We start from the raw sequence: 23736 nt of genomic DNA on the forward strand, positions 1-23736 counted from the left end.
CGTTTTAGTAAGAGATACTACATGCACCTTGTTATTAACTCTGAGTGCAGTTCTGTTCCTGAAGGAGTAAAACCCTTAAGCTCGGATGGAACTGCTTTACTTAATTTATTAAGTTGTCTTGGCTATGATCCAGCAGACCCACCTTTGGGTGATTTGCTACGAAAAGCTCATCAACTTGATGGTGATTGGTTAGTTGTTAGTCCGGTTCACTGGCAAGCCAGTCATAATGATGCATTGATTTTAGCCGTTGGAAAAGATTTGGAATTAAAAGAGGCTGAAACCAAGCCTTGGTTTGAGCTCTTTGTCAATTATTTTGCCGAAGAAAAGATGACTTTGTATTATCATGACGCAGAAACCTGGCTTCTCCAAGACCATAAACAGCGTACACTCAAAGCCAAACCAGTCTATCAATTAGTGAATAAATCATTAATGCCTGAACTGGCGCAATTGGATGACAGCTTATTTTGGCAACGATTTGTTACTGAGTCACAAATGCTTTTTGCATCAAAGCCTAATTCATCTGCTGCTAATGGTTTATGGCCTTGGGGGAATGCAAAACTTGCAGAACCTAAAACAACAGCAATTTGTGCCGATGCTGCCTTTTTTCCTTTAGCCAAACAATGCAGCACCAACGTTACTTTATACAGTCCTGAAGTAAATCTCAAAGAACACGAAATCGTATTGATTAGTGAATATTCCATCCTTAGTCAGCCACATCAAGAGGAATTAACAAAACGGCCTGTTCAATGGCATTGGAATAATACTGCATACAGTAATCATTGCGATAACTGGTTTGTTCGCTTATGGAGAAAATTGATTCATGCTAATTAAGCGTCGTGCTCAGCCTGAGCATCCTTTAAATTTACCGAATACACCTGAGGTATTAAAACGAATCTATGCGACGAGAGGGATTACTGATATCGCTCAGTTGGATAAACAATTACAAACTTTGTTACCTTTTAATTTATTAAAGGGAATTGATGTTGCCTGTTTACGCCTGGAAAAGGCTTTGCGTGAACAACAACGCATTCTAATTATTGGGGATTTCGATGCGGATGGAGCGACCTCAACCGCGGTTGCGATTACGGCATTGCGTGCGATGGGGGCTCAGTTCATTGATTATTTAGTTCCCAATCGCTTTGAGTTTGGTTATGGGCTAACACCACAAATTGTGGAGGTTGCGAGTAAATGGCGTCCAAGTTTAATTATTACGGTAGATAATGGTATAGTCAGTTTTGATGGAGTGGATAAAGCGAATCAATTAGGCATTGATGTTTTAGTTACCGATCATCATTTGCCAGCAGATAAGACGCCTAATGCTTGTGCTATTGTTAATCCCAATCAAAGCGGTTGTGCTTTTCCCAGCAAGTCGATTGCTGGAGTTGGCGTAATTTTTTACGTCATGCTTGCTTTACGCCGACACTTAGTGAATGTCGGGTGGTTTGCAGAAATGCAAATTGCAGAGCCGAATATGGCAAGTTTTCTCGATTTGGTTGCTTTAGGTACCGTTGCTGATGTGGTCGGTTTGGACCAAAATAATCGAATTATGGTGAATCAAGGAATGGCTCGCATTCGTCAAGGAAATTGCCGTGATGGAATTAAAGCCCTGATAGAAGTGGCCGGGCGTGAATGTTCACGATTACGAGAGTCTGATTTAGGTTTTGCTATTGCGCCTCGACTCAATGCAGCTGGAAGACTTGATGATATGGCGTTGGGAATTGAGTGCTTGATTTCTTCAGATTTTCAGCAAGCCAGGAATTACAGCCAGCAATTGGATGAGTTAAATCAGGAACGCAAGCAAATCGAAACGGAAATGAAAGAGCAAGCCATGTTGGCCTTGGACAAACTATCCGCGAGCAATGATTATAAAGGCAATCATTTGCCTATCGCGTTATGTCTTTTTGATAAAACCTGGCATCAGGGGGTAATTGGTATTTTAGCTGGGCGAATGAAAGAGCGTTATCATCGACCTGTTATTGCCTTTGCGGAGGTAGGTGACGGTGAGCTAAAAGGTTCCGCTCGCTCAGTGCCTGATTTGAATATTCGGGATGTGTTAGCTGCAATTGATCGCGACCATCCTGGAGTGATCATTAAATTTGGTGGACACGCAATGGCTGCTGGTTTAAGTATTCATCCGCAAGCCTTGAATGCTTTTCGTGACGCGCTAGTTGCTGAAGTAGGTAAGCACCTTGATTTATCTCAATGTGAAGGTGAGCTACTCACTGATGGCCCGTTAGCACCGAATGAAATGAACTTGGAAACAGCACAATTAATTCAACACGCAGGGCCTTGGGGGCAGCAATTTGCCGAGCCTGTCTTTGATAATATTTTTGAGATTTTGGATCAACGTCTCGTTGGCAAGAATCATTTAAAAATGACGTTGGTTTCGAGTCAAGGTGGGCAACAGGTTGATGCAATCGCCTTTAATGTGGATTTAAATGCATGGCCAAATCACCGTGCCAAGTTTGTTCATATAGCTTATAAATTGGATATTAATTTTTATCAGGGTAGATCGCGCCTGCAGTTAATGGTTCAAACAATGAATGTAGCAAACCAATGATAAATATCGCTATCTTCTAGTCTGGCTGCCTGTTATAAATAATATTCCCATCCTCATACCTATGCCACGCGGCTTGCCCCGCGTGTTCCATTAGCTCTAGGGCCTTCACGCCTATGTTGGCTCATAATCTGTGGTGTTCACTAATATATTTTAGGGCTAATGCTATACTTTATGTAAAAATTAAAGTGAGGCGTATGGTATGTCTATTCGTTTATTGTTGCATCCAGGCTATATTTTTGTACAAAAATCGATAATTAAGATATAATCATCCCTTTTTTTATCACCCCTTGAAATGACATCGGACATTCTATTTTCATCTTTAGCAATTGCCCCCATGATTGACTGGACTTACAGTCATTTTCGCGTTTTCATGCGTATTCTGGCCCCACATTCGCTTTTATATACAGAAATGCAAACTACTGGCGCAATTCAAAATAATCCAGAGCGCTCTTTACGATTTAAAGAGCAAGAGCATCCGTTAGCGCTTCAATTGGGAGGTTCTGATCCACAGGCCCTGGCGCTATCCGCTAAATTGGCGCAAGCAGAAGGCTATGATGAGATTAATATTAACTTGGGATGCCCAAGTGATCGAGTAAAAGCAGGGCATTTTGGTGCGTGCTTAATGAATCAGCCTAAACTGGTGGTTGATTGTATCAAGGCCATGTGCGATGCAGTGACAATACCGGTTACAGCAAAAACAAGAATTGGTATTGATCACCAGGACAGTTATGAGTTTTTTAGTGATTTTGTGCATCAATTAGTTGAGGCGGGTAGCCAAAAAATTATTGTACATGCCCGAAAAGCTTGGCTTAACGGCCTAAGTCCAAAACAAAATCGTACAATTCCTCCAGTTAATTATGATTTTGTTTATAAAATAAGAAAAGAAATTCCTCATATTCCCGTGGTCATTAACGGCAATATTAAAAGTTACTCAGAAATTAAGGAACATCTTGAGCATGTAGATGGTGTCATGTTAGGGCGCTTGGCTTGTGATAATCCCTATCAAATAGCCAGTATTCATCATGCTCTTTACCCAGAAAGCCCAATGCTGTTACGTAGTCAGTTATTTAACCAGTATAAAGATTATTTGATTACGGAATATCATCAAGGTACGGCCCTTAGTTTATTGGTAAAACCAATATTTAATTTGGCTTATGGTTTGCCGGGTGCTAGTCAGTGGAAAAAAACATTAATGCATCTCTTGCAAACTAAAGATTTGTCCCTATTTGAGCAAGTAAACCATTATCTATTAGAGATAGAAGAGGTTGTAGCATTATAAAAAGGGTGGGCGGAACGCCGACGGTGAGTATAAGTGCTTAACTTTATGGTGGGGCATTCAGAAATTCTTTTGCTACAAGCTGGAATAAGATACTGAATTTACGTTTTACCCCTCGAAAATCAGCTTATTTGAGCTCAAACTAGTGAAATGTCAGCAGACTCTGATGTTATTCATAGTATTTTTCTCTAATTTTTAGTACATTAACACATTTATTATTTAAAACCTTCAGAGGATTGTTTAGGCCATGCTGAATACGTTGATCAAGAAAATGTTTGGAAGCCGAAATGAGCGTACATTGCGGCGTATGGAAAAGGCAGTAGTGGCTATTAATGCGTTTGAATCTCAGATGCAAGCCCTGACTGATGCCGAGTTAGCAGAGAAAACTGCACAATTTAAAGCCCGTTTTAATGACGGAGAAAGTCTTGATGAGCTATTAGCGGAAGCATTTGCTACGGTCCGAGAAGTGTCTGTACGTACTTTAGGATTACGCCATTTTGACGTGCAATTGATAGGTGGAATGGTATTGCATGAAGGAAATATTGCCGAAATGCGTACTGGGGAAGGAAAAACTTTAGTTGCAACATTACCTGCTTATTTGAATGCAATTACTGGTCGTGGCGTACATGTGGTTACAGTTAACGATTACCTCGCTAAGCGCGATAGTCAGTGGATGCGTCCTATATTTGAATTTTTAGGATTAACTATTGGCGTAATTTATCCAGATATGTCTCATAGCGAGAAACAAGCTGCATATCGTTGCGATATCGTATATGGAACTAATAATGAATACGGTTTCGATTACTTACGCGATAATATGGCCTTTAGCTTAACTGATAAAGTGCAACGAGAGCTTAATTTTGCCATCGTAGACGAGGTAGACTCCATTCTTATTGACGAAGCACGTACTCCATTAATTATCTCTGGTGCAGCTGAAGACAGTTCTGAATTATACATTAAAATTAATAAACTAATCCCGAACCTGAAAAAGCAAGAAAGTGAAGAGGCTGGTGATGGCGATTATACGATTGATGAAAAACAAAAGCAGGCGCATTTAACGGATGCAGGGCATCAACACATCGAAGAGTTATTGCTTAAGGCTGGTTTGTTAGAGCAAGGTGAGAGCCTGTATCACGCAAGCAATATTATGCTGATGCACCATGTTAACGCTGCATTAAAAGCACACGCTATGTTCCATCGGGATATCGATTACATTGTTAGCGATAATCAAGTAGTTATTGTTGATGAGCACACTGGACGTACTATGCCTGGCCGTAGATGGTCTGAAGGTTTGCATCAAGCTGTTGAAGCGAAAGAAGGTGTGGCAATTCAAAATGAAAACCAAACCTTAGCATCCATTACCTTCCAGAATTTTTTCCGTATGTACAATAAGTTGTCTGGAATGACGGGTACAGCAGATACAGAAGCTTATGAATTACAACAAATTTATAACCTTGATGTTGTGGTTATTCCGACCAATAAACCCATGATGCGTAAAGATGAGGCTGATTTGGTTTATTTAAATCAAGAAGATAAATTCCAAGCTGTTATTGATGACGTGCGTGCTTGTGTGGAGCGCAAACAGCCTGTTCTTGTTGGTACCGCATCAATTGAAGCGTCTGAGTTCTTAAGTCAACTGCTTAATAAAGCGAAGATTAAGCATCAAGTATTGAACGCTAAGTTCCATGAAAAAGAAGCTCAAATTATTGCTGAAGCAGGGCGTCCTGGCGCGGTAACCATTGCTACGAACATGGCTGGTCGTGGTACTGACATCGTGTTAGGTGGAAGCTTATCTGCTGATTTAACCCAATTGACCGAAACTGCTACCGCTGAAGAAAGAGAAGAAGTAAAACGAGTATGGCAAAAACGTCATGAAGAAGTTCTTGCATCAGGCGGTTTAAGAATTATTGGTTCTGAGCGCCATGAATCACGCCGTATTGATAATCAGTTACGTGGTCGTTCTGGTCGTCAAGGAGACGTAGGCAGCAGCCGTTTCTATCTATCACTTGAAGATAATTTGATGCGTATTTTTGCTTCAGAACGTGTTGCATCCATGATGCGACGCTTAGGAATGAAGCCTGGAGAACCAATCGAACACACTCTGGTGACTAAAGCGATTGAAAATGCTCAACGTAAATTAGAAGGTCATCATTTTGATGTCAGAAAGCAGTTGCTGGAATACGATAACGTGGCGAATGATCAACGACAAGTCATTTATACGCAACGTGCGTCTATTATGGAAATGGCCGATACTGAAGAAGTCGTAACAATGATGCGTGAAGAAGTAATCAACAATCTTGTTGATACTTACATTCCTCCACAAAGTTTAGAAGATCAGTGGGAGCCTAAGGTATTAAACGATGTTTTATCTGAAGAGTTTAAATTAAAAACGCCTTTGCTTGAGTGGATTGAAAAAGATCATCATATTCAACCTGAACAAATTAAAGAGAAAATTCTTGATTTAGCTGTAACGCATTATGATGCAAAAGTACAGCAGGCTGGTAGACCTGTTATGTCGCAGTTTGAAAAATCGGTGATTTTACAAACTTTAGATAATCAATGGCGTGAACATTTGGCAGCAATGGATCAATTGCGTCAAGGAATTCATTTACGTGGTTATGCTCAGAAAGATCCAAAGCAAGAGTATAAAAAAGAAGCATTTTCTTTATTTACCAGTATGCTGGATAACTTAAAATACGATGTGGTTCGCCTGCTTTCTTCAGTTGAAATTCAAAGCGAGGCTGATGTAGATGCAGTTGAAGAGCAGCGTCGTGCTGATCAAGTAAGTAAAATGAGCTTAAATCATGGCGAGTTGTTCAATGACGATGAAAGTGGTTCTCCACAATCACAGACTTTCAGACGCCAGGAAAAGAAAATTGGGCGCAATGATCCATGCCCATGTGGTTCAGGTAAGAAATACAAATCATGTCATGGTAGTTTGTCGTGATTAAAGTCGCTGTAGCCATTATTATTGACGAACAGCAGCGTATCTTAGTGACTCAACGCCCACTCCATGCATCGCATGGTGGGTATTGGGAGTTCCCCGGTGGTAAATTAGAAGCCAACGAACTTGCCGAACAAGCGTTAATCCGAGAGATAAAGGAAGAAGTTGGTTTGGATGTGCTTAAACATGAGTTTCTTGGTGAAGTGCATCATCAATATGCTGAACGGTCAGTGCAATTGTTTATTTTTCTAGTAACGCAATTTTCCGGAAGTCCTACATGCATTGAAGGACAGCTTGCGATGAAATGGATTCATCAAAATGAGCTAAACCCTGATGAGTTTCCTGAAGCGAATCGGGAAGTGATGCAGTTAATCCCTAAACAGTAGTTTACCAGGATTACGATTAATTAAAATCCAGGTACAACGCTGCATGATCTGAAACTTCTTCACTCATGACTTCGAATTGATTAATTTTTATTTCTGGCGAAGTCAGGATGTAGTCCGCAAATTTTTCACTTTTTTTATAATAACTGGTGCGTGTAGAACGTACCTTATTAGCGGTAATAAGGTTAGTCATGCCTTCTTCGATAATATGCATGCTTTGTGTGTTTGGCCTTAAATTAAAATCGCCGCACAGTATTTTAGGTGTATTAATTGTATCCATAAAATGGCGTATACGCATGGACTGCGCGATTCGATCAGGGGTATCACTTTTACCACGACCATTCCAAAGTCCATGTACATTTAAAATTGAATAGGTTTGATTATTGGATTCACATTCTACCCACTGCATGTTACGCGGATGATTCTCGCCAATTCCTGGATGATATTTTTTTTGATGAATATTAATTTCACCCTCACTCAAAATATCTATGTTTTTTCTTAATAACATGGCTATGCCATAAACATTATCTACTGCGGGTTTAAAAATGGCGTAATGTTCGGGAAGTAATTTTTGTAGGTCTGAGAAAATATTCAAACTTAATTCTCGTTCTTGGCGAGAGATAACGCGATGCGCCTGGTGATAGACCTCTTGCAGACAAAAAATATCCACATCCTTATGATGATTTATAAATTTTAATAAGGGGATCCTTAAATGCCCCCCCCATAAATTTAATGTAACTAGCTTCATTGCTTGCTCATGTCTTTGATCTTATTCAATAATCATAGACTATTTAGTTAAAATAATTCCAGGGATATTGATATACCTTGGCAAAATTCCTATGGTTTTCCATTATTGACATAATAACTGTTCTTTGTAACGCTGCAATTGATTAACTAAGGAGCTTATGTGAACGGATTGAAATATATTTTATTAATCACCTGTATTTGTCTTACATCTATAGCCTATACACAATCAGAATCCCAATTACGTATTATAACCCCCGATAGAACAGTTACCTTCGACCGAGAGGCTCTGCTTACTCATCCAGCACTCACTCCAGTAACAATTAACAATGATCGCGCCTATCCTAATCAAATTATGTCTCATAAAGGAATACCTTTATGTAAACTCCTCAGGCCTTATGTTGCTCCGGGTAATAAAATGATTGAGTTCGTTGCCAAAGATGATTTTCATGTCTATGTGCCAGCGCAGAAAATTATGGATTGTAGTAAGCACTCATCCATTGGAATGCTGACAATAGAACCCCAATCTAAATGGCCGGTGATTGATAATCATACTGGAACTACGGCAGGACCTTATGAAATTATTTGGCTTTATCCTGAACGTTCATACATCTCTAATGAATATTGGGCTTGGAGTGTCGTTGCTATAAAGATAATGAATGATCATGATTATAAAGACTTATTACCCGCTCCTAAGACTGCGGATCAATCGATTATTAATGGTCATAAGATATATATTAGTCATTGTGAAGGATGCCATGCGATGAATCGCATTGGGAAAAGTAAGATTGGTCCTGATTTAAATTGCTCTAAAAATCCATGGGAATATTACCCTGATCGAGTGGTGCTGAAAAAGTTTATTCGTGAGCCTAAATCGGTTCGGGTTTTGTCTAAGGGAAGGATGAGTGGTTCTGATCCTATATCCCTATCTGAAAATGATCTGGATGATTTAATTAAGTTTTTCGCGGTGATGAAGAACAAAAAGGAATGCTAATTTGAATAGGGCTAACATCATATGCGTTTTGAGCACGGCTCCAGATGGTGGCTTCGCCTTCATCCAGGCTATGTTTTTAGGAGATATTTATGATGCAGGTCAATAATTGCTGTTTTTAGCTTATCTGTTCCTGCATCGTTAATAATAATATCATCTGCATTTTTTAAACGTAGGTTTGTATCGGGTTGTGCTGCCAAAATGGATAGGGCTTGCTCTTGATTACACTTATCACGTTGCATAAGGCGTTCTATTTGTATGTGTTTGGGCGCTTGAATTAATAAAACACGGTTAATATATGGGTAGGCCTTCTTATCGATTAGCAAAGGAATTTCTACAATGCAATATGGTGTGGTGGTTAAGCCAACTTGCTCTTTAATTTTTTGACGGATAAGAGGATGTAGTAGCTGCTCAAGCCAAGTGCGCTCTTTGGGGTCGCTAAAGATAATCGTTCTTAATGCGTTACGATTAAGTTCATTATGTTCATTTAAAATTTCCGGACCATAATGTGCAACAATTTGAGTATAAGCATCTTGACCTTGCGTAGTCAGAATACGTGATATTTTATCCGCGTTAACAACATGTATTCCTAACTCTGCAAATACCTCGGCTGCAGTACTCTTGCCGCTTGCAATCCCACCTGTTAAACCCACACAATACACCATTAATCTAGCCCATTTTTATTAACACAAGTAATTAAATTAACATAGCAGGTTCCAGGTACCACACTTTTTTGACGGCAAAAATCTTTGGCTGCTAATGCTGCATCATCGCGTTGCGGATAAGGATTACTTCGCCAAACAATCGCAGTGCGGTCTAAAGCAGAGCATACCCACATAGGCTCAACACTTACCCCATGAACGAAGCGTTCACAATTGTTCCTTCTTACCTTACAGGTTGCAGGGTCTGTACTTCCTTTTTTACACATATCAAAAGCATAATTTACGGCGACTTTTCGATAAGTGCTCGCAGCAATCCATGGTTTGCCACTTGCATCATAGGTAGTACATTGCCAAAAGTTTCCACTCAGTGGCTGTTGCGCAAATGCTGAAACAGAAAAGCTAAACAATAATAAAACACAGATGCGTACATAATAATTCATTTATTTTCTCCCTAAAGCAGGCTTTTTAATTGCTCAATAGATAGAGCCTTTGAAAAATACCACCCTTGTAATAATTGTACTTCATTCTTAAGTAAATAATTGGCTTGTTCTTTAGTTTCAACACCTTCTGCAATAATAATTAAATTCATTTTTTTAGCCAAATCAATGATTGCATCGTTGAGTAATTCGGTAATGGCTTTCGTACCAATAGCCTGAACATACATTTTATCTATTTTCAAATAGCTGAAAGGGAAATGTTGTAAGTAGCTTAAACTTGCATGGCCAGTACCATAATCATCAATCGCTAGTGAAAATCCTTTGTTGCATAATTCGTGCATCCTTTTTAGATAAATTTCGTCATGCTCATCGAGTAAGTTACGCTCTGTAATTTCAAGTAAAACCTGTGTTGATGCAATTGAATAGTCCTGTTGTAATTGATAAAACTTATCAAAAAAGTCAGGGTCGATAAAATGAGCCGCACAAATGTTGATTGATAAATGGAATAATGGATTAGCTTTTAAAATATCTTGAGTTTCTCTAAAGGCAATTTCAAGAATTTGTAGTGTAATAGGAACAATTAATCCAGTTTCTTCAGCTTCTGTTATAAACGAATCGGGCATAATAATTTCGCCATATTTCGTTCTCCACCTTAACAGAACCTCAACACTGGAATATCGATTTAGCTTAACACTAAAAATTGGTTGATAGACGGGATAAAACAGTTGGCGTTTGATGGCTCTTTTTATCGACCATTTTAACGAAGTGCGCGCACGAATCAAATTGTTTAGTAAGTAATATGAAAAAAAAGACAAAATTAAAATATCAATAGTAAGTAGAATTTGCTTGTTTCGTAAGTTGCTAAATAGAACTTGAGGCGAATAAATTAATTTTACAGCGACGCCTTTAATACTATGGAGATTTACGTGGGCAACAATGGGTTTAACAATTAAAGGAAGCCTGGGGTTTGTGACCGGATTATATATCAGTGATTTTTTTGGTTTATTAGAAATTCTAAGCAAATCTTTTTTATTGTTCTTATCATATAAAATGATCGTGAAATTGTCTTGTCCCGTTGGTTTGAGGAGCGCTTCAAGCATGGATGCTATAAAAATTAACTCTATTTGGTAATGGCCAAAATCCTTTTTTAATGAATAAATCGGAAAATTATAAGTAGGTAATTGAAGGGGGCCTACTATAGTTTTTGATGAGATGTCTCCATTTAAAAGAAAGCTTTTATTGTAAGGTAAAGTGGAACAAATAAGCCCATGGTCGGTATCCTTAGTCGCGATGCCTAAAATTTCAGGGTGAGCAGTATTTATGTAATTTAAATAGGGCAGAAGATCTGCTTTACAATCTAAATTAGCTTTTTTAAAAATGGGTAATGTCTCCAGTCGAGAAAAGGTTTCATCTATTAAATTATCAAGGCTATATGCTGAATTATGAGCTGCTTTTAACGCTTGGGTGTATGCATTAGCAATAGAGTTCTGCCACATCATGTAGGAGCAGAAACAAATAATCGTTAGAGTAAGGATCCCCCAAAACACTGTAAACTGCCTATAAATATAGTGTAGAAAGGGATGCCGCAATTGGTCCATAATATTATGTTTTATGCATAGGCGTCCTTTATAGAGTTTAGTGTGATTTCTGCTAAATTCCCAATAATATCTCTATTTGTATTTAATGGAGGAAGCCAATAAAGGGTAGTTCCAATAGGGCGTATTAAAGCGCCATGCTCTAATGCTTGCTGGTATATTTTATTTCCTATGCGACTTGATGGTGTTGTTATTTCTAAATCGGCAGCAACTAGGGCGCCAACACCGCGAACATTGGTTAGTTTACCTGATACTTGTGCAATTTCTTGCATGCAGGCAAACATATAATCGCCAAGCGAACGTGCTTGGTGAATAATCTGTTCTGCATGCATCGTTTTTATGGTGGCTAAGGCTGCGCAGACAGCTAATGAATGACCACTATAGGTATGTGAATGCAGAAACGAATTGCCGCTGGAGTAGTCATTATAAAAAAGCTCAAAAATGTTGTTATCGATCATCACGCAGCTTAGTGGAACTGAACCCGAGGTTAAACCTTTCGATAAGCAAATTAAGTCCGGCTTAATACCTGCATGATCACAGGCCAGCCATTCACCCGTTCGGCAAAGCCCTGTCATGATTTCATCGGCAATGAGGTAAACGTCGTTTGCTTGGGCCCATAGAGACAGTTTTTTTAGAAAGTCAGGGCTATAACACAACATTCCGCCAGCCCCCTGGACTATGGGTTCAAAAATAACCGCACAGGTTTTTTCAGCAAGCGCATTTAATTGCCTTTCTGTTGCAGGCCAATATTCATCACAATTATCCCATAATGGATCATTTTTTCCTGAGACATAAGGAATATGTTCAAGAAAATGGCAGGGCACGCCGTAGGCTTCGTAAGGCGCTTTATAAAGGCCCAAATCACTCGTTCCCATTGTGGCAAGGGTTTCTCCATGATAGCCATTTTTCAGAGCAATAAATTGCTTTTTATGGTTTAGTCCTTTGATTTGATTTGCATGAATTGTCAGTTTTAAGGCGATTTCAACCGCACTAGAGCCGTCACTTCCAAAGAATATATGTTGCTTTTGGGTGACCTGGGCTAATTCCTCAGCCAGTTCAACTAAAGCGGGATGTGTGGTATTTGCGGCAATGACATGTTCGAAGCGGTGCAGCTGATTTGTTATGGCCTCGATTATTGCGGGATGTCCATGACCTAAAGATTTGCACCACCAGCTGGAAATTCCATCGATAAGCGGCCCTTTATTGGTATAAAGGTAACTTCCTTGGGCGCGTTCAACAACGAGTGGGGGAATTGCTTCAAAATCCTTCATTTGAGCACAAGGATGCCAAACATGTTTTAAATCACGATGAATTAATTGTTCTATGTTGACCATTTTTAAAATTTTGGTTGACAAGACGGTGCGCCACTTTATCATGTCCTTTATGACAAATAATAGGGGTTAATTGTGACTCAAAATAAAAAAAAATGGTCAACATCTGAAATTACTGCAATCTATGAGCAATCATTTAATGATTTATTAAATCAAGCACATAGTATCCATAGAGAAAACCATGATGCAAATGCCTTACAGTTTGCTACCTTACTAAGTATCAAAACAGGAGCCTGCCCAGAGGACTGCGGCTATTGCTCCCAAAGTGGTCATCATCAGACACATGTAGAAAAAGAAAAGTTGATGACGGTTGATGCGGTGCTAAAAAGTGCGCAAGAAGCAAAAGATGGTGGTGCGAAGCGTTTTTGCATGGGGGCTGCTTGGCGTTGTCCTCCAGATAAAGTAATGCCTCAATTACAAGAAATGATCACAGGTGTTAAGGCGCTAGGCTTAGAGACCTGTATGACCTTAGGTATGCTTAATAAAGAGCAAGCAATGTGCTTAAAAGAGGCTGGCCTAGATTACTATAACCACAATATCGATACGTCTCCTTCTTATTATGAAAAAGTGGTTACTACCCGTAAATTTAGTGAGCGTTTAGAAACTTTAGATAATGTGCGTAAAGCGGGTATTAACGTGTGTTGTGGTGGAATTTTAGGCTTAGGTGAGACTCGAGAGGATCGTATTGAGTTTTTATTAACTTTAGCCAATATGGATACACCACCCGAAAGTGTTCCAATTAACCGTCTAATCCCAGTTGAAGGAACTCCATTAGCAAAGGCTCAACCTGTTGAGGGTATTGAGTTGGTACGTACTATTGCCGCTGCTCGCATATTAATGCCCAAAAGTGTAATTCGTTTAACCGCAGGACGTACTGAGATGAGCGATGAGTTGCAGGCCTTGTGTTATTTTGCGGGTGCAAACTCCGTGTTTATTGGTGATAAGTTATTAACGGAAGATAATCCACAACGCACTAAAGATAAGGTGTTGTTTAATAAATTAGGCTTAACCGAACTGGTTGAAGCCTAATCCGTGATTTTTTGTCAATCCCGTATTATGTTACGCTAATACGGGCTACATTCTCTTAAATTAATAGAACAGTAATGTCCTTAAACGAAAAAATGACAAGCTATACGAGTCAGCTTAAAGAACAAGGCTTATTGAGAAAGCGAACCGTATTTAAATCGGATAACTCATCATTAATTCATTTCGACAGTAATGACTATTTATCATTAGCTACGGACAAGCGTATTTCTGCAGCCTATCAACAAGGATATTCTTGTTATCCTAGCGGCAGTGGTGCATCCATGCTCCTTAGTGGTTACCATGAAAATCATCGCGCTTTGGAGCAGGCTTTTGCTAAATTATTAGCCGTTGATGAATGCCTTTTATTTTCATCAGGATACGCTGCAAATCTTGCTATGACGGCATTGCTTGGCCGATTAAAGGCTCATTGCTTTGTTGATAAAGAATTGCACGCGTCGGCTTATGATGGCTTGGCCCTATCACAGGTTAGTTTTACGCGTTATTTTCATAATGATCTGGCGGACTTAACTCGTAAGCTACCGCAAAATGCAACAAATTCCGCATTAATTACTGAAGGTATTTTCAGTATGAGTGGGCAAATAGCGCCATTATCCTCTATTTCTGCTTTATGTGCGGCAAACCAAACTGAGCTCTTGGTCGATGAGGCCCATTCTTTTGGGGTGATAGGTGAGCAAGGCAGGGGGGCTGTTGCTTATCATGGACTAACACAGAATGAAGTTCCTTTACGCGTTATTCCTTTTGGTAAATCGTTTGCATCACAAGGCGCTTTAATTGCCGGAGCACATGATTGGATTGCTGCGCTATTGCAAGCTGGTCGTTCATTAATTTATTCAACAGCAATTAGCCCCGCTTTAAGTTATGGTTTATTAACCACCCTAGATGTCGTGGTTGCTGCGGATGAGCGGCGTTTAAAACTGAAGCGCTTGGTTAACTTGTTTCGTGAGCATATCCAATCTTCACCTTTTGACTGGGCTGATTCATCAACACCAATTCAGCAACTGCGCTTGGGGTGTCCGCATTTGGCTTTGCGCTATAGCCAAGAGCTCAAAAAACAAGGGATCAGTTGTCTGGCGATTCGCAAACCAACTGTGGGTAAAAAAGAAACTGGATTACGCATTATTTTGAATTATGAGCATACTCCAGAGCAAATTAATAGTTTATTTAATAAGTTAAATGTGATTTATGAACATACATCTCAATAAGCACGGCTCTGGATTTCCATTGGTTTTTTTCCATGGCTGGGGTTTTGATCAGCACATTTGGATGACCTTAGTGCCTGAGTTACAGTCAAGGTATCAACTTATTCTCGTTGATTTACCTGGTTTTGGGCAAAGCCCAATGATGGATTGGACTACTTTTAAAACAAACTTATTAACCCAATTACCCGAGTATTTTGCTGTGGTTGGTTGGTCTATGGGGGGATTATATGGCACGCGTTTGGCTTTAGATGTTCCACAACGAGTGACTCATTTACTTAATATTTGCTCCTCACCACGCTTTTTGTTGGATGACTCCTGGCCCGGGGTTGCGCGAGAGGTATTTGCTGAGTTTTATTGCAAATTATCACAAGACCCTCAGAACACATTGAAAGAATTTATTGAATTACAGACCAGTAGGACTAAATTCAAGATGGAACTGGGGCTTTTACCGACTGATGAAGGCTTAGCATCTGGATTGGAAATCTTGGATACTTGGGATTTTCGCGAGCGAATGACACAGTTTGACCGTCCCGCATGCTATATGTTTGGCCGTCTGGATCCTATTGTTCCTGTTAAAACAATGAGGGAGATGCAAGAAATTTATCCGCACTTTAATTACGTATTTTTCAATCGCGCTGCGCATATGCCCTTTTTATCACATCCAGATTTATTTCTTAATGAACTCCGAGGGTTTATTAAATGAAGCGATATTTTATTACCGGGACTGATACTGATTGCGGGAAAACTTATGTTACAGCAAAGTTAGTCCAATATTTTTCAAAATCTGCGGCAATTAAGCCCATTGCGAGCGGTTGTTTGGAGTTGAATAATCAGCAAGTGAGTACCGATGCTTTAGCATTACAAGAACAGTGTCATTTAAGTTTGGATGTAATTAATCCTTGGCGCTTTAAGTTACCTGTTTCTCCTCATATTGCCGCCCGAGCCGAGGAATGCTATTTATCAGTGGCTGAGATTGCAGACTATTGTCTTAACTTGCAACTAGCAGGTATTGATCGATTATTTATTGAAGGTGCGGGAGGACTAATGGTTCCCCTAAATGATAATCAAACGTGGATAGATTTTTTAAAAATAACTCGATTTCCTGTAATTTTAGTCGTGGGAATGAGGCTGGGATGCATCAATCATGCCTTGTTGACTACTACTGCATTAAAAGCGCACAATATTCACTGTGCCGGGTGGATTGCGAATTGTGTTGATCCAGATATGTTGGCTTTATTCGAAAATATAGAGACATTAACTTCGCTCCTTGAAGCCCCACTTTTAGCTACATTGCCATATTCAGGCGCTTTTTTTGAGGTTAGTTTATAGAATGATATGGCTCGGTGTAATGAGCCACACCACTCAAGGAATCATCTTTAGGGAGCAATACGCATCCACCCAATGACACCTTTATCCGCTAATTGATAATGTCCCTTTTGCTTTATTAATTTAATCCGTCTGGCGTAGGTTGGATGTTCCCACAGCGCATTCGCATAATTTTGCTCGGCAATTAAAACATCGTCTCCTGCAACAGCAACAATCACGGAAACATGTCCATGTACACCCTGTGTCGTGTTATATATGAGTAAATCATGGGGTTGTGGTTTTTCTTCTGTAACCGCATTAACATAGTGAAGCCAAGGAGTTTCTTTGTATGTGGTTAGGTTGGTTGCTGTTTTTAGATTCCAAATTTGATATGCATGATCGATTGATGCAAAAGAATATCCTCTTTGTGTCATTAACCAACGACGTGCATATTCAACACATTGCCATTTCATGCCTGTTTTTACTAACGAGCCTTCATTTAACTTCACATAGTGCCAAAGAGAACTTTCACAATCATTAGAACAATTGCTGTACGCACTTACTTCGTTTAAACCGCCTAGCTTTTTTCCAAAAGAGGTGGTGCATTTGTTTAAACACATTTTATCTAAGTGGGGTGCGGAGGAGGCCCAAGGCACTAAATAAAGCAAACACATTTGTCCTAAAATAACCCAACGAATCATCAAACGCATGATTGAAATCTCCTACATCATGATACTTAGACTTTCTTTAAAACAGATTTTAAAAATAGTCAATATTCAATTATTCACGAAAAATCGAAAGAACCTATCTACATAGAAACGCGATGTTTTTAATTTAGGAGATGCTTGATTTGAGGTTGGCCTATGACGAAGGTAATTGGAAGCTCATTAAATTATATCCTACCTGTTGAATATAAAAACAAAGTAGCATAGGATTAATATGCAAACGGATTTAGTGAATATGCCAAATATTTGTCATGTTACCCCCTAAAGGGCGATTAAATTTTATATAAGAGATAAATAATAAGGGAGATAGAATACACCATGGTATGTTTAAAATTAATTTCCATAGAGCAAGTAAAGTCTGATAGACCGAGGTGGAAAAAAGAAATGGAAGATTTTGAGCATCAGGTTCGGTGTTATTTTGAAGAAAAAATAGGTGCAGCAGGGTTGGCTGCGGCACATAGAGTCATTCTTGAAAGTTTAAATGAGCTCATAAAAAATGCGATAGATGCAGGGGCAGAAAATTTCTTTATAGAAGACCGTTCAACTACATTAGCATCATCCATTTGTATTTTCGATGATGGCATCGGATTTTCTTCTGATTTTTTAGGAGCAGACTGCGCTTCCATAGATTATGAACGTAAATTATCTGGTTGTCATTCGATCATGTCCCATAAAATAGGCCAAAATAAATTGGGGGGGCAGGGGCGTGGTTTAGCACAAGCTTTTGAAGTAATCAAAAGCTTTGATGGTAAAGTTATTTGCTCTCATCGCCCAGATGAAATGAAAGGTGCATTTATAACATTTAGTTCATTGAATACTCCTGTTTCAATGGAGCACATTTCCGAACTCTTCAATGCGGCAAGAGCTTCATGGGCTTCTCCTTATTGTCAATATGCACAAGAAGATGCAGAATCAATAGTCAGCCAAATGAAAGATAGTTTTCGCTTGTTTACTCGAAAATCATCTAAAGACCATGGTCTAAGCCTGAGTAAGTCGAACGACTCGTCAGTGCCGACAGAAGCAGATGTAAGGCCAATATTTGCTCCGAATTAGATTGTTATTACCCCTGAAATTTCTTATCATGGTCGAATATTATTGGGCCGTTTGTATGGCCCTTACACAATGCAAAGTAATTTATACTTTCCGGCCAGGCTCACAGAAGCATTTCTCTTTTGTTCAAATAAAACCACTTGATGTCCTACTTGTTGTCAAATAATATATTCACGACTATCAATAGCTTAGAGGTGATTTTATGTTGACCAAGGATAAGCTTGTACATTCAGTTATGACCGCGTTTTTAGTTCTTGCTACCACTAGTGCAAACGCAACCGATGGTAATGAAGCTCCTGCAATGGAAAAATGTTATGGTATTGCTAAAATGGGTATGAACGATTGCTCCACTGCTACTGCATCATGTGCTGGTTCCGCAACTAAAGATCAGCAAAAAGATGCTTTTCTTTTTATGCCCAAAGGTCTTTGTGAAAAAATTGTGGGTGGAAGTCTTAAATCAGAATAAGGACATGAATATGAAACAATGGATTGCTCACTGGGGTTTATTATTTATTAGTTTAATTAGCTTCTCTGCTGCGCTGCGAGCGGAGCCAGAGACTCTTATCCTCGATAACAATCATACCTATGTTGCATGGAACATTAAACATTTAGGTTTTTCAACGCAAACAGGAAAATGGTATGCAACAGGACAGCTTGTTATTGATAAAGAGCATCCCGAGAATAGCAAAGTTGTGGCGAATATTAATGTTGCCGATATTGTTACTGGTATACCTGAATTAGATAAGCATTTAAAAGACAAATTATTTTTTGATGTTGCGCATTTTCCTAAAGCAACGTTTGTCAGTGACAAAGTCAAAGTAACCGGTGAAAATAAGGCTGATGTTAGTGGGGTGTTAACTCTACACGGTATAAGTAAACCTGTAGTTTTGCGTGTGATCTTTAACAAAGCGGGCATGAATCCTATCAATAATAAAATGACAGCGGGATTCACTGCAACTGCAACGATTAAACGTTCTGATTTTGGGATTAATACTTTGTTGCCCTCTCTTGGGGATGAAGTGGAGCTTAATATTAATGCGGAAGCTTATCAGGATAAAAAGGCTGAGTAGATTAGTCTGTTTGTGTAGCCATATTAGCGCAGCATAATATGGGAACGGAGCAGGAACTGAGGGTTCGATCCCGTATTATGCTGCGCTAATACGGGTTATTTTTATGAATTTCCTTAACTAAGGAATGACAATGCAAATTAAAAATAGCGCCACCCGTTTTGGTATTATTGCTATTTTGCTTCATTGGATTATCGCAGTATTAATTATTTGCTTATTAGCTCTAGGTTTATATATGGTGAACTTGCCCATTAGCCTGGAAAAGTTGAAATTTTATGGATGGCATAAGGAGTATGGTTTTTTAGTATTGTTTCTTGCAATCTTCCGTCTTATTTGGCGTTTAAGTAATACAACCCCAGAATTGGCATTACCTTGGCTAGAACAAATCGCAGCGCGTAGTATGCATTGGATTTTTTATGGATTTATGTTTGCTATGCCGATTACGGGTTGGTTAATTACTTCTGCTGCGGGCTTACCGGCTTCTTTTTTTGGCTTATTCTCTTTACCTAATCTTGTGGCTCCGGACCAACATAAGCTTGCTTTATTTGAGTGGATGCATCAATGGTTAGGATATGCGCTGATTGCTGCGATTTGTTTACATATAGCTGCAGCGTTAAAACACCATTTTATTAATAAGGATGACATATTACGGAGAATGTTACGATGAAATTAAGTCAACGATTTTTATTTTTAATCTTATCTTTTTGCTCTAGTGTTTATGCGGACTCCATACCTCAATGGGATATTATTCCCGCAGAAAGCAATATTAGCTTTACAGGAACACAAAATAACGCACCTGTAACCGGAGCATTTAAGTCATTTAAAGGAACGATCCTGGTTGATCCCACAAAGCCTGAAAGTGCTACGCTCGATTTTATTATAAACATGGACTCACTTTCTGTTTCTTATGCGGATTTAGCTAATATATTGATTACTCCTGATTGGTTCGACGTTAAGGCATTTCCAACCGCAGAGTTTAAATCAAACAAAATTAATAAAATCGATGATCAACATTATACAGCCGCTGGTGTTTTAACCATTAAAAATAAATCTCAACCCGTAGTTTTGAAGTTTACTGCAGTAGAGTCTCCTAAAGATCACGGGGTTGTGGAAGGCTCAACCATAATTAAACGTAGCGCTTTTGGTGTAGGTTCTGGTGAGTGGGCGAGTACTGATACAGTTAAGGATGAAGTAACGGTTAATTTTAAAGTAGCTGCTTCACGTAAAAAATAGAGAAAATTCTTAAAGATCCCATGGTCCAACAAGAGCATCGAGTTACTCCTTAACTTAGTGTTGGGCCAGGAGCCCAACAATTATAAATGGATTAAAAATTTGCATGCTCTTTGTGTAAATAATATACTCATATTGATTATGATTGTTTCGTTTTTGGTGTGACCAAGGAAAAGGAGCTCTATATGATAATCAAATCATTAGCAGCTGGATTTGTGCTTGTTTCTTCTTTAATATTAGCAAATAGTCCAAATCAATCAGCATGTTATAAGGAGTTTCATGGAAAGAAAGGATGGAATATGGTTTCGAAAACATGTCCTATCCCGCCAGCACGTAATTGGCAAGAATATTACAGTGGAGGCTATACTCAGCCTGCGTTGTAGGTAGGTTGTTGAAAGCTCTGCAATACTTTTGCTACTGGGCTTTACTGCTCTAGTCTACATTAACGGTGCTGGGCACCATTTATAGTGAGCAGGGATAGAGTATTTGCTCATGAGATTCATCAAAAAAGTGTAATTCGTATTCTACTGCTTGAGCAAAAGCGGCCTTCATTTTCTTCTGGGTATTTGGGGTTGACTCAAGGGCTAATGTATCAATCGTATCTGCAAGTGTTAGTGTTGCCTCAACAAAGCTACTACTCGAATAGGTTTTTATCCAGTCATTATAGGGATTTACAATTAATTGTTTGGGTGCTAATTTTTTGGTTCCTAATTGATAATAAATCCAAAAACAAGGAAAAATGCTGCAGAGTGATACCGGAAGCTCTTCTGTATCAAGTGACTGTTCTTGGAGAAACTCAATGTAGGATGAGATAGCAATGCCAGGTCGAGATGTTTCGGTATGGGTAAAATATTTTTTATACCGTTCTTGCATGCGTTGCTCACCGGAAATGATGTCGCTGTGCAAATAGTCTAGTTGTTGGGATAGCTTAGGATTAACTTTAGTCGCTCTTATTGAGATATTTTTTAATATTAGCGCGTAGTGATGTAGGTAGATGTAGTCATCATGCAAAAAGTAGCCGAAAGCATCCGGTTTTAAGGTGCCGTCAAACAATTGTTGATTAAACGGATGTTTATAAATTTTTTCTAAATTTCGGGCAATGGGTGGGGTTTTCAGCAAAACAGAAACAAAATTAGCTGTTATTGGTGCTGGGAAAAAAGATAGACTTTTACTGTACATAATTCACTCTTCCTTCGCTGGCATTATCCAGAGCAGGTACAAAGGGTGATTCTCAGCTAAACCGGATATTGGTTTAGCACCCCTGGTGATAAAAATGTGATCCTACAGTTTAAACTATGGGCTTGTCAATAAAACTTTTGTGTATGTTTTTATTGGAGAAAATATAGGAAAGGTTGTTATTTACTTAAGGAATTCGCTGCACGCAGACCTCCTGGATTACGCTATGCTGCATCAGGGCTACATTTAGAAGCAGCCCCGGGAGATATGCGCGCAGCGAGTTCTTCTGTTTATTCTTACCCAGCTTAATAAATTAGTGCCTTAGCTCTTTATCGGTAGCATTCAATATAATTTTTCTTTGCTGCGTTAATCCAAACACCACCGCCTCGTGGCTTAGTTTTTGTAAGTCTTGAATAAGCCGTTTAGTTGGGCTGAAATATAAATGTGTGACTTGGTCATTTTTCTTTAATAAAATGCTTTGGAATTGCTCCACATCAAAATCGTACTCTTGTTCTTCATGAAAGCATTCCAATACTTCATTAAGCAGTTGTTTTTTGGTTTCATTACGTTTCTTAAATAGGGGCTTACTGCTTTTTTGCAGATTAGTTTCTAAATCTTTTTTTATACTTAGAAGTGATTGAGATAAGTTTGAAGAAAAAAACTCTTTTTGTGCTTTAAGTGTTTTTATTCGTGCTTCTTGTAATTGCTTTCCTGATTCTAGCCAGGATGAATCATTAACCTCGCCTTCGCTAGCCCCAAGGAACTTCATCATTCCTAATGGATTCTCATGTAATGGAATGGAGTTTGGCGATTTAAATGCATGCTGTAATTGATAATGGTTAAATGATAATGGTTGGACTTCTTTAATAAGTTCATGACTATCCATTACATATTTACTAAAAAGTGCGTTGGCGATTTCCACGGGCCCAGTAGTGCAAACAATGATGGACTTAAGGTAAAGATTAATTTCTTTTTTCCTGCAATAGGTTAAAAAATCATTATCATTTAATTGTAGGAGCTGTTTGGTTTCTGCATATTCTTTATTAAAAAATAGAAACTTAACTAGATTAAGGTTTTGTTCTAACTCATTTCTTAGCCTTTGTATGATCTCTGCGGATGATTCACTTCCTTGCTTATTAAAACGTAAAAATAAATCATTATTCGTCATTATTTGTTGAATATAATTCCTATAACTACGTGATGAATTCAATGGTGTTGAATCAATAAGCTCAGGTTGTTGTTTTAGATCTTTTGATTTAGCAATATAGAGAGTTTCGGAGCGATTTCTCATTAGTCGGATTACGTAGCGACTTAATAAGTTATCACTAAATTGTTTTTCAACTTGCTCATTAAAATCATTGTCGTAATGTGTCAGTTTTGATAATAGGTTATGATGTACTTTATTTATTAGATGACTCGCTGCTAGTTCATCAACGACTGCAATAAAATCATTATTCGCCAGGATAAACTCTTTGTTTCCTAGCTTTAAACTACCAATGTTAAGCAATAAGGGCGCATCAACATCGATTAGTTCTGGAAGCATTGATGTATCAATTGGATAATCAAAATCAGAATAAGTGCCCAATTTATAAAATGGTGATAGCCATCTCAATATATCACTGGCAACAGCAAGATTCCCTCCCTGATTTAAGTGAGTTATTTCATCATCATAAAAATGAAATAACTTCTGCTCATTATCAGAAATAATCTCGGCTCGAGTCATGCGAATGTCAACGGGTATAATCCGATGCTCTCGGCAATAGTGCATTAAATCTTGAATTGCATTACTATTAAGAAGCAATGAATCGTATATTAAATGAATCACATCGGATAGGTTGGTTTCGCGCATTTTTATTAGGCGAATCTGATTTTCCAGATTCATAAATAGATTGCGATTATTGCTCAACCATATTTTTATGTGGTGGTGCGGATTGTATCTGTATGTATTCATAATCATATTTTTTTAATTAGTGTTAATTTAATTAAAGTATTAGATTGCTGAATATTCCACTTT

Annotated in this window: 24 protein-coding genes and 1 riboswitch; of the genes, 16 read left to right on the top strand and 8 right to left on the bottom strand. The window is 38.7% G+C overall.

The window, feature by feature from the left end:
- Nucleotides 1–21 precede the first annotated feature (21 nt).
- The 5 genes from J2N86_RS08095 (at nt 22) to mutT (ending at nt 7166) form a co-directional block, all read left to right on the top strand.
- Complete coding sequence (locus tag J2N86_RS08095; protein WP_252578887.1) at nt 22–831, top strand: hypothetical protein; 810 nt, start codon at nt 22–24, stop codon at nt 829–831.
- Nucleotides 821–2560: a single-stranded-DNA-specific exonuclease RecJ gene (gene recJ, locus J2N86_RS08100; RefSeq protein ID WP_252578888.1), complete on the top strand. Its 1740-nt coding sequence runs from the start codon at nt 821–823 to the stop codon at nt 2558–2560. Before J2N86_RS08095 ends, recJ begins: the two co-directional genes overlap by 11 nt.
- Before the next feature lie 292 nt (nt 2561–2852).
- Nucleotides 2853–3839 carry a tRNA dihydrouridine(20/20a) synthase DusA gene (dusA, locus tag J2N86_RS08105; RefSeq protein ID WP_252578889.1) on the top strand — a complete coding sequence of 329 codons (987 nt, stop codon included), beginning with the start codon at nt 2853–2855 and terminating at the stop codon, nt 3837–3839.
- A 244-nt stretch (nt 3840–4083) separates the two neighbouring features.
- Nucleotides 4084–6783 carry a preprotein translocase subunit SecA gene (gene secA, locus J2N86_RS08110; RefSeq protein ID WP_252578890.1) on the top strand — a complete coding sequence of 900 codons (2700 nt, stop codon included), beginning with the start codon at nt 4084–4086 and terminating at the stop codon, nt 6781–6783.
- Nucleotides 6783–7166, top strand: a complete 384-nt coding sequence (mutT, locus tag J2N86_RS08115) for an 8-oxo-dGTP diphosphatase MutT (RefSeq protein ID WP_252582428.1) — start codon at nt 6783–6785, stop codon at nt 7164–7166. The genes secA and mutT overlap by 1 nt, the downstream gene beginning before the upstream one ends.
- 16 nt (nt 7167–7182) lie before the next feature.
- Here the strand turns inward: mutT and J2N86_RS08120 are convergent, their stop codons facing one another.
- Nucleotides 7183–7911 (bottom strand): endonuclease/exonuclease/phosphatase family protein, encoded by a 729-nt coding sequence (locus J2N86_RS08120; protein ID WP_252578891.1) that lies wholly within the window; start codon nt 7909–7911, stop codon nt 7183–7185.
- A 159-nt stretch (nt 7912–8070) separates the two neighbouring features.
- Between J2N86_RS08120 and J2N86_RS08125 the strand changes: the two genes are divergently transcribed.
- Nucleotides 8071–8901: a c-type cytochrome gene (locus J2N86_RS08125; RefSeq protein WP_252578892.1), complete on the top strand. Its 831-nt coding sequence runs from the start codon at nt 8071–8073 to the stop codon at nt 8899–8901.
- 68 nt (nt 8902–8969) lie between these two features.
- Here J2N86_RS08125 and coaE read toward each other — a convergent pair whose 3' ends face one another.
- The 4 genes from coaE to bioA all read right to left on the bottom strand — a co-directional run bounded on the left by coaE (nt 8970) and on the right by bioA (nt 12926).
- Nucleotides 8970–9563 (bottom strand): dephospho-CoA kinase, encoded by a 594-nt coding sequence (gene coaE / locus J2N86_RS08130; RefSeq protein WP_252578893.1) that lies wholly within the window; start codon nt 9561–9563, stop codon nt 8970–8972.
- Nucleotides 9563–10000, bottom strand: coding sequence for a hypothetical protein (locus J2N86_RS08135; RefSeq protein ID WP_252578894.1), 438 nt, complete (start codon nt 9998–10000; stop codon nt 9563–9565). Before J2N86_RS08135 ends, coaE begins: the two co-directional genes overlap by 1 nt.
- A gap of 11 nt (nt 10001–10011) precedes the next feature.
- The gene (locus J2N86_RS08140; protein ID WP_252578895.1) at nt 10012–11496 is read right to left on the bottom strand and encodes an EAL domain-containing protein; all 1485 of its coding nucleotides are present in this window, start codon (nt 11494–11496) and stop codon (nt 10012–10014) included.
- Nucleotides 11497–11606: 110 nt separating this feature from the next.
- Nucleotides 11607–12926 carry an adenosylmethionine--8-amino-7-oxononanoate transaminase gene (bioA, locus tag J2N86_RS08145; protein WP_252582429.1) on the bottom strand — a complete coding sequence of 440 codons (1320 nt, stop codon included), beginning with the start codon at nt 12924–12926 and terminating at the stop codon, nt 11607–11609.
- A 72-nt stretch (nt 12927–12998) separates the two neighbouring features.
- On the opposite strand from bioA, the gene bioB reads away from it, so the two are divergent.
- The 4 genes from bioB (at nt 12999) to bioD (ending at nt 16498) form a co-directional block, all read left to right on the top strand.
- Nucleotides 12999–13952, top strand: coding sequence for a biotin synthase BioB (bioB, locus tag J2N86_RS08150; RefSeq protein ID WP_252578896.1), 954 nt, complete (start codon nt 12999–13001; stop codon nt 13950–13952).
- A 74-nt stretch (nt 13953–14026) separates the two neighbouring features.
- The gene (locus J2N86_RS08155; protein ID WP_252578897.1) at nt 14027–15172 is read left to right on the top strand and encodes an aminotransferase class I/II-fold pyridoxal phosphate-dependent enzyme; all 1146 of its coding nucleotides are present in this window, start codon (nt 14027–14029) and stop codon (nt 15170–15172) included.
- Nucleotides 15153–15872 carry an alpha/beta fold hydrolase gene (locus tag J2N86_RS08160; RefSeq protein ID WP_252578898.1) on the top strand — a complete coding sequence of 240 codons (720 nt, stop codon included), beginning with the start codon at nt 15153–15155 and terminating at the stop codon, nt 15870–15872. Before J2N86_RS08155 ends, J2N86_RS08160 begins: the two co-directional genes overlap by 20 nt.
- Entirely contained in the window at nt 15869–16498 is a 630-nt protein-coding gene (gene bioD, locus J2N86_RS08165) for a dethiobiotin synthase (protein ID WP_252578899.1), read from the top strand. Before J2N86_RS08160 ends, bioD begins: the two co-directional genes overlap by 4 nt.
- Nucleotides 16499–16545: 47 nt before the next feature.
- Here the strand turns inward: bioD and J2N86_RS08170 are convergent, their stop codons facing one another.
- Nucleotides 16546–17184, bottom strand: a complete 639-nt coding sequence (locus J2N86_RS08170; protein WP_252578900.1) for a CHAP domain-containing protein — start codon at nt 17182–17184, stop codon at nt 16546–16548.
- Between the two features lie 399 nt (nt 17185–17583).
- Here J2N86_RS08170 and J2N86_RS08175 point away from each other — a divergent pair, with 399 nt between their 5' ends.
- The 6 genes from J2N86_RS08175 (at nt 17584) to J2N86_RS08200 (ending at nt 20929) form a co-directional block, all read left to right on the top strand.
- A complete protein-coding gene (locus J2N86_RS08175) occupies nt 17584–18252 on the top strand; it encodes an ATP-binding protein (protein ID WP_252578901.1) in 669 nt (222 codons plus the stop codon).
- A gap of 199 nt (nt 18253–18451) precedes the next feature.
- Nucleotides 18452–18715: a BufA1 family periplasmic bufferin-type metallophore gene (locus J2N86_RS08180; protein WP_252578902.1), complete on the top strand. Its 264-nt coding sequence runs from the start codon at nt 18452–18454 to the stop codon at nt 18713–18715.
- Between the two features lie 10 nt (nt 18716–18725).
- Complete coding sequence (locus J2N86_RS08185) at nt 18726–19319, top strand: YceI family protein (protein WP_252578903.1); 594 nt, start codon at nt 18726–18728, stop codon at nt 19317–19319.
- A 130-nt stretch (nt 19320–19449) separates the two neighbouring features.
- The gene (locus J2N86_RS08190; RefSeq protein ID WP_252578904.1) at nt 19450–19983 is read left to right on the top strand and encodes a cytochrome b; all 534 of its coding nucleotides are present in this window, start codon (nt 19450–19452) and stop codon (nt 19981–19983) included.
- The gene (locus J2N86_RS08195) at nt 19980–20549 is read left to right on the top strand and encodes a YceI family protein (RefSeq protein WP_252578905.1); all 570 of its coding nucleotides are present in this window, start codon (nt 19980–19982) and stop codon (nt 20547–20549) included. Before J2N86_RS08190 ends, J2N86_RS08195 begins: the two co-directional genes overlap by 4 nt.
- 182 nt (nt 20550–20731) lie before the next feature.
- Nucleotides 20732–20929, top strand: a complete 198-nt coding sequence (locus J2N86_RS08200) for a hypothetical protein (RefSeq protein ID WP_252578906.1) — start codon at nt 20732–20734, stop codon at nt 20927–20929.
- 79 nt (nt 20930–21008) lie between these two features.
- Here the strand turns inward: J2N86_RS08200 and J2N86_RS08205 are convergent, their stop codons facing one another.
- Both J2N86_RS08205 and J2N86_RS08210 read right to left on the bottom strand, forming a co-directional pair.
- Nucleotides 21009–21725, bottom strand: a complete 717-nt coding sequence (locus tag J2N86_RS08205; protein WP_252578907.1) for a TenA family protein — start codon at nt 21723–21725, stop codon at nt 21009–21011.
- A riboswitch (TPP riboswitch) is annotated at nt 21717–21819 on the bottom strand. (Overlaps the previous gene by 9 nt.)
- A gap of 216 nt (nt 21820–22035) precedes the next feature.
- Complete coding sequence (locus J2N86_RS08210; protein ID WP_252578908.1) at nt 22036–23673, bottom strand: glycosyltransferase family 88 protein; 1638 nt, start codon at nt 23671–23673, stop codon at nt 22036–22038.
- Nucleotides 23674–23736 lie beyond the last annotated feature (63 nt).

This window comes from Legionella lytica (genome assembly GCF_023921225.1).
Taxonomy (GTDB): Bacteria; Pseudomonadota; Gammaproteobacteria; order Legionellales; family Legionellaceae; genus Legionella; species Legionella lytica.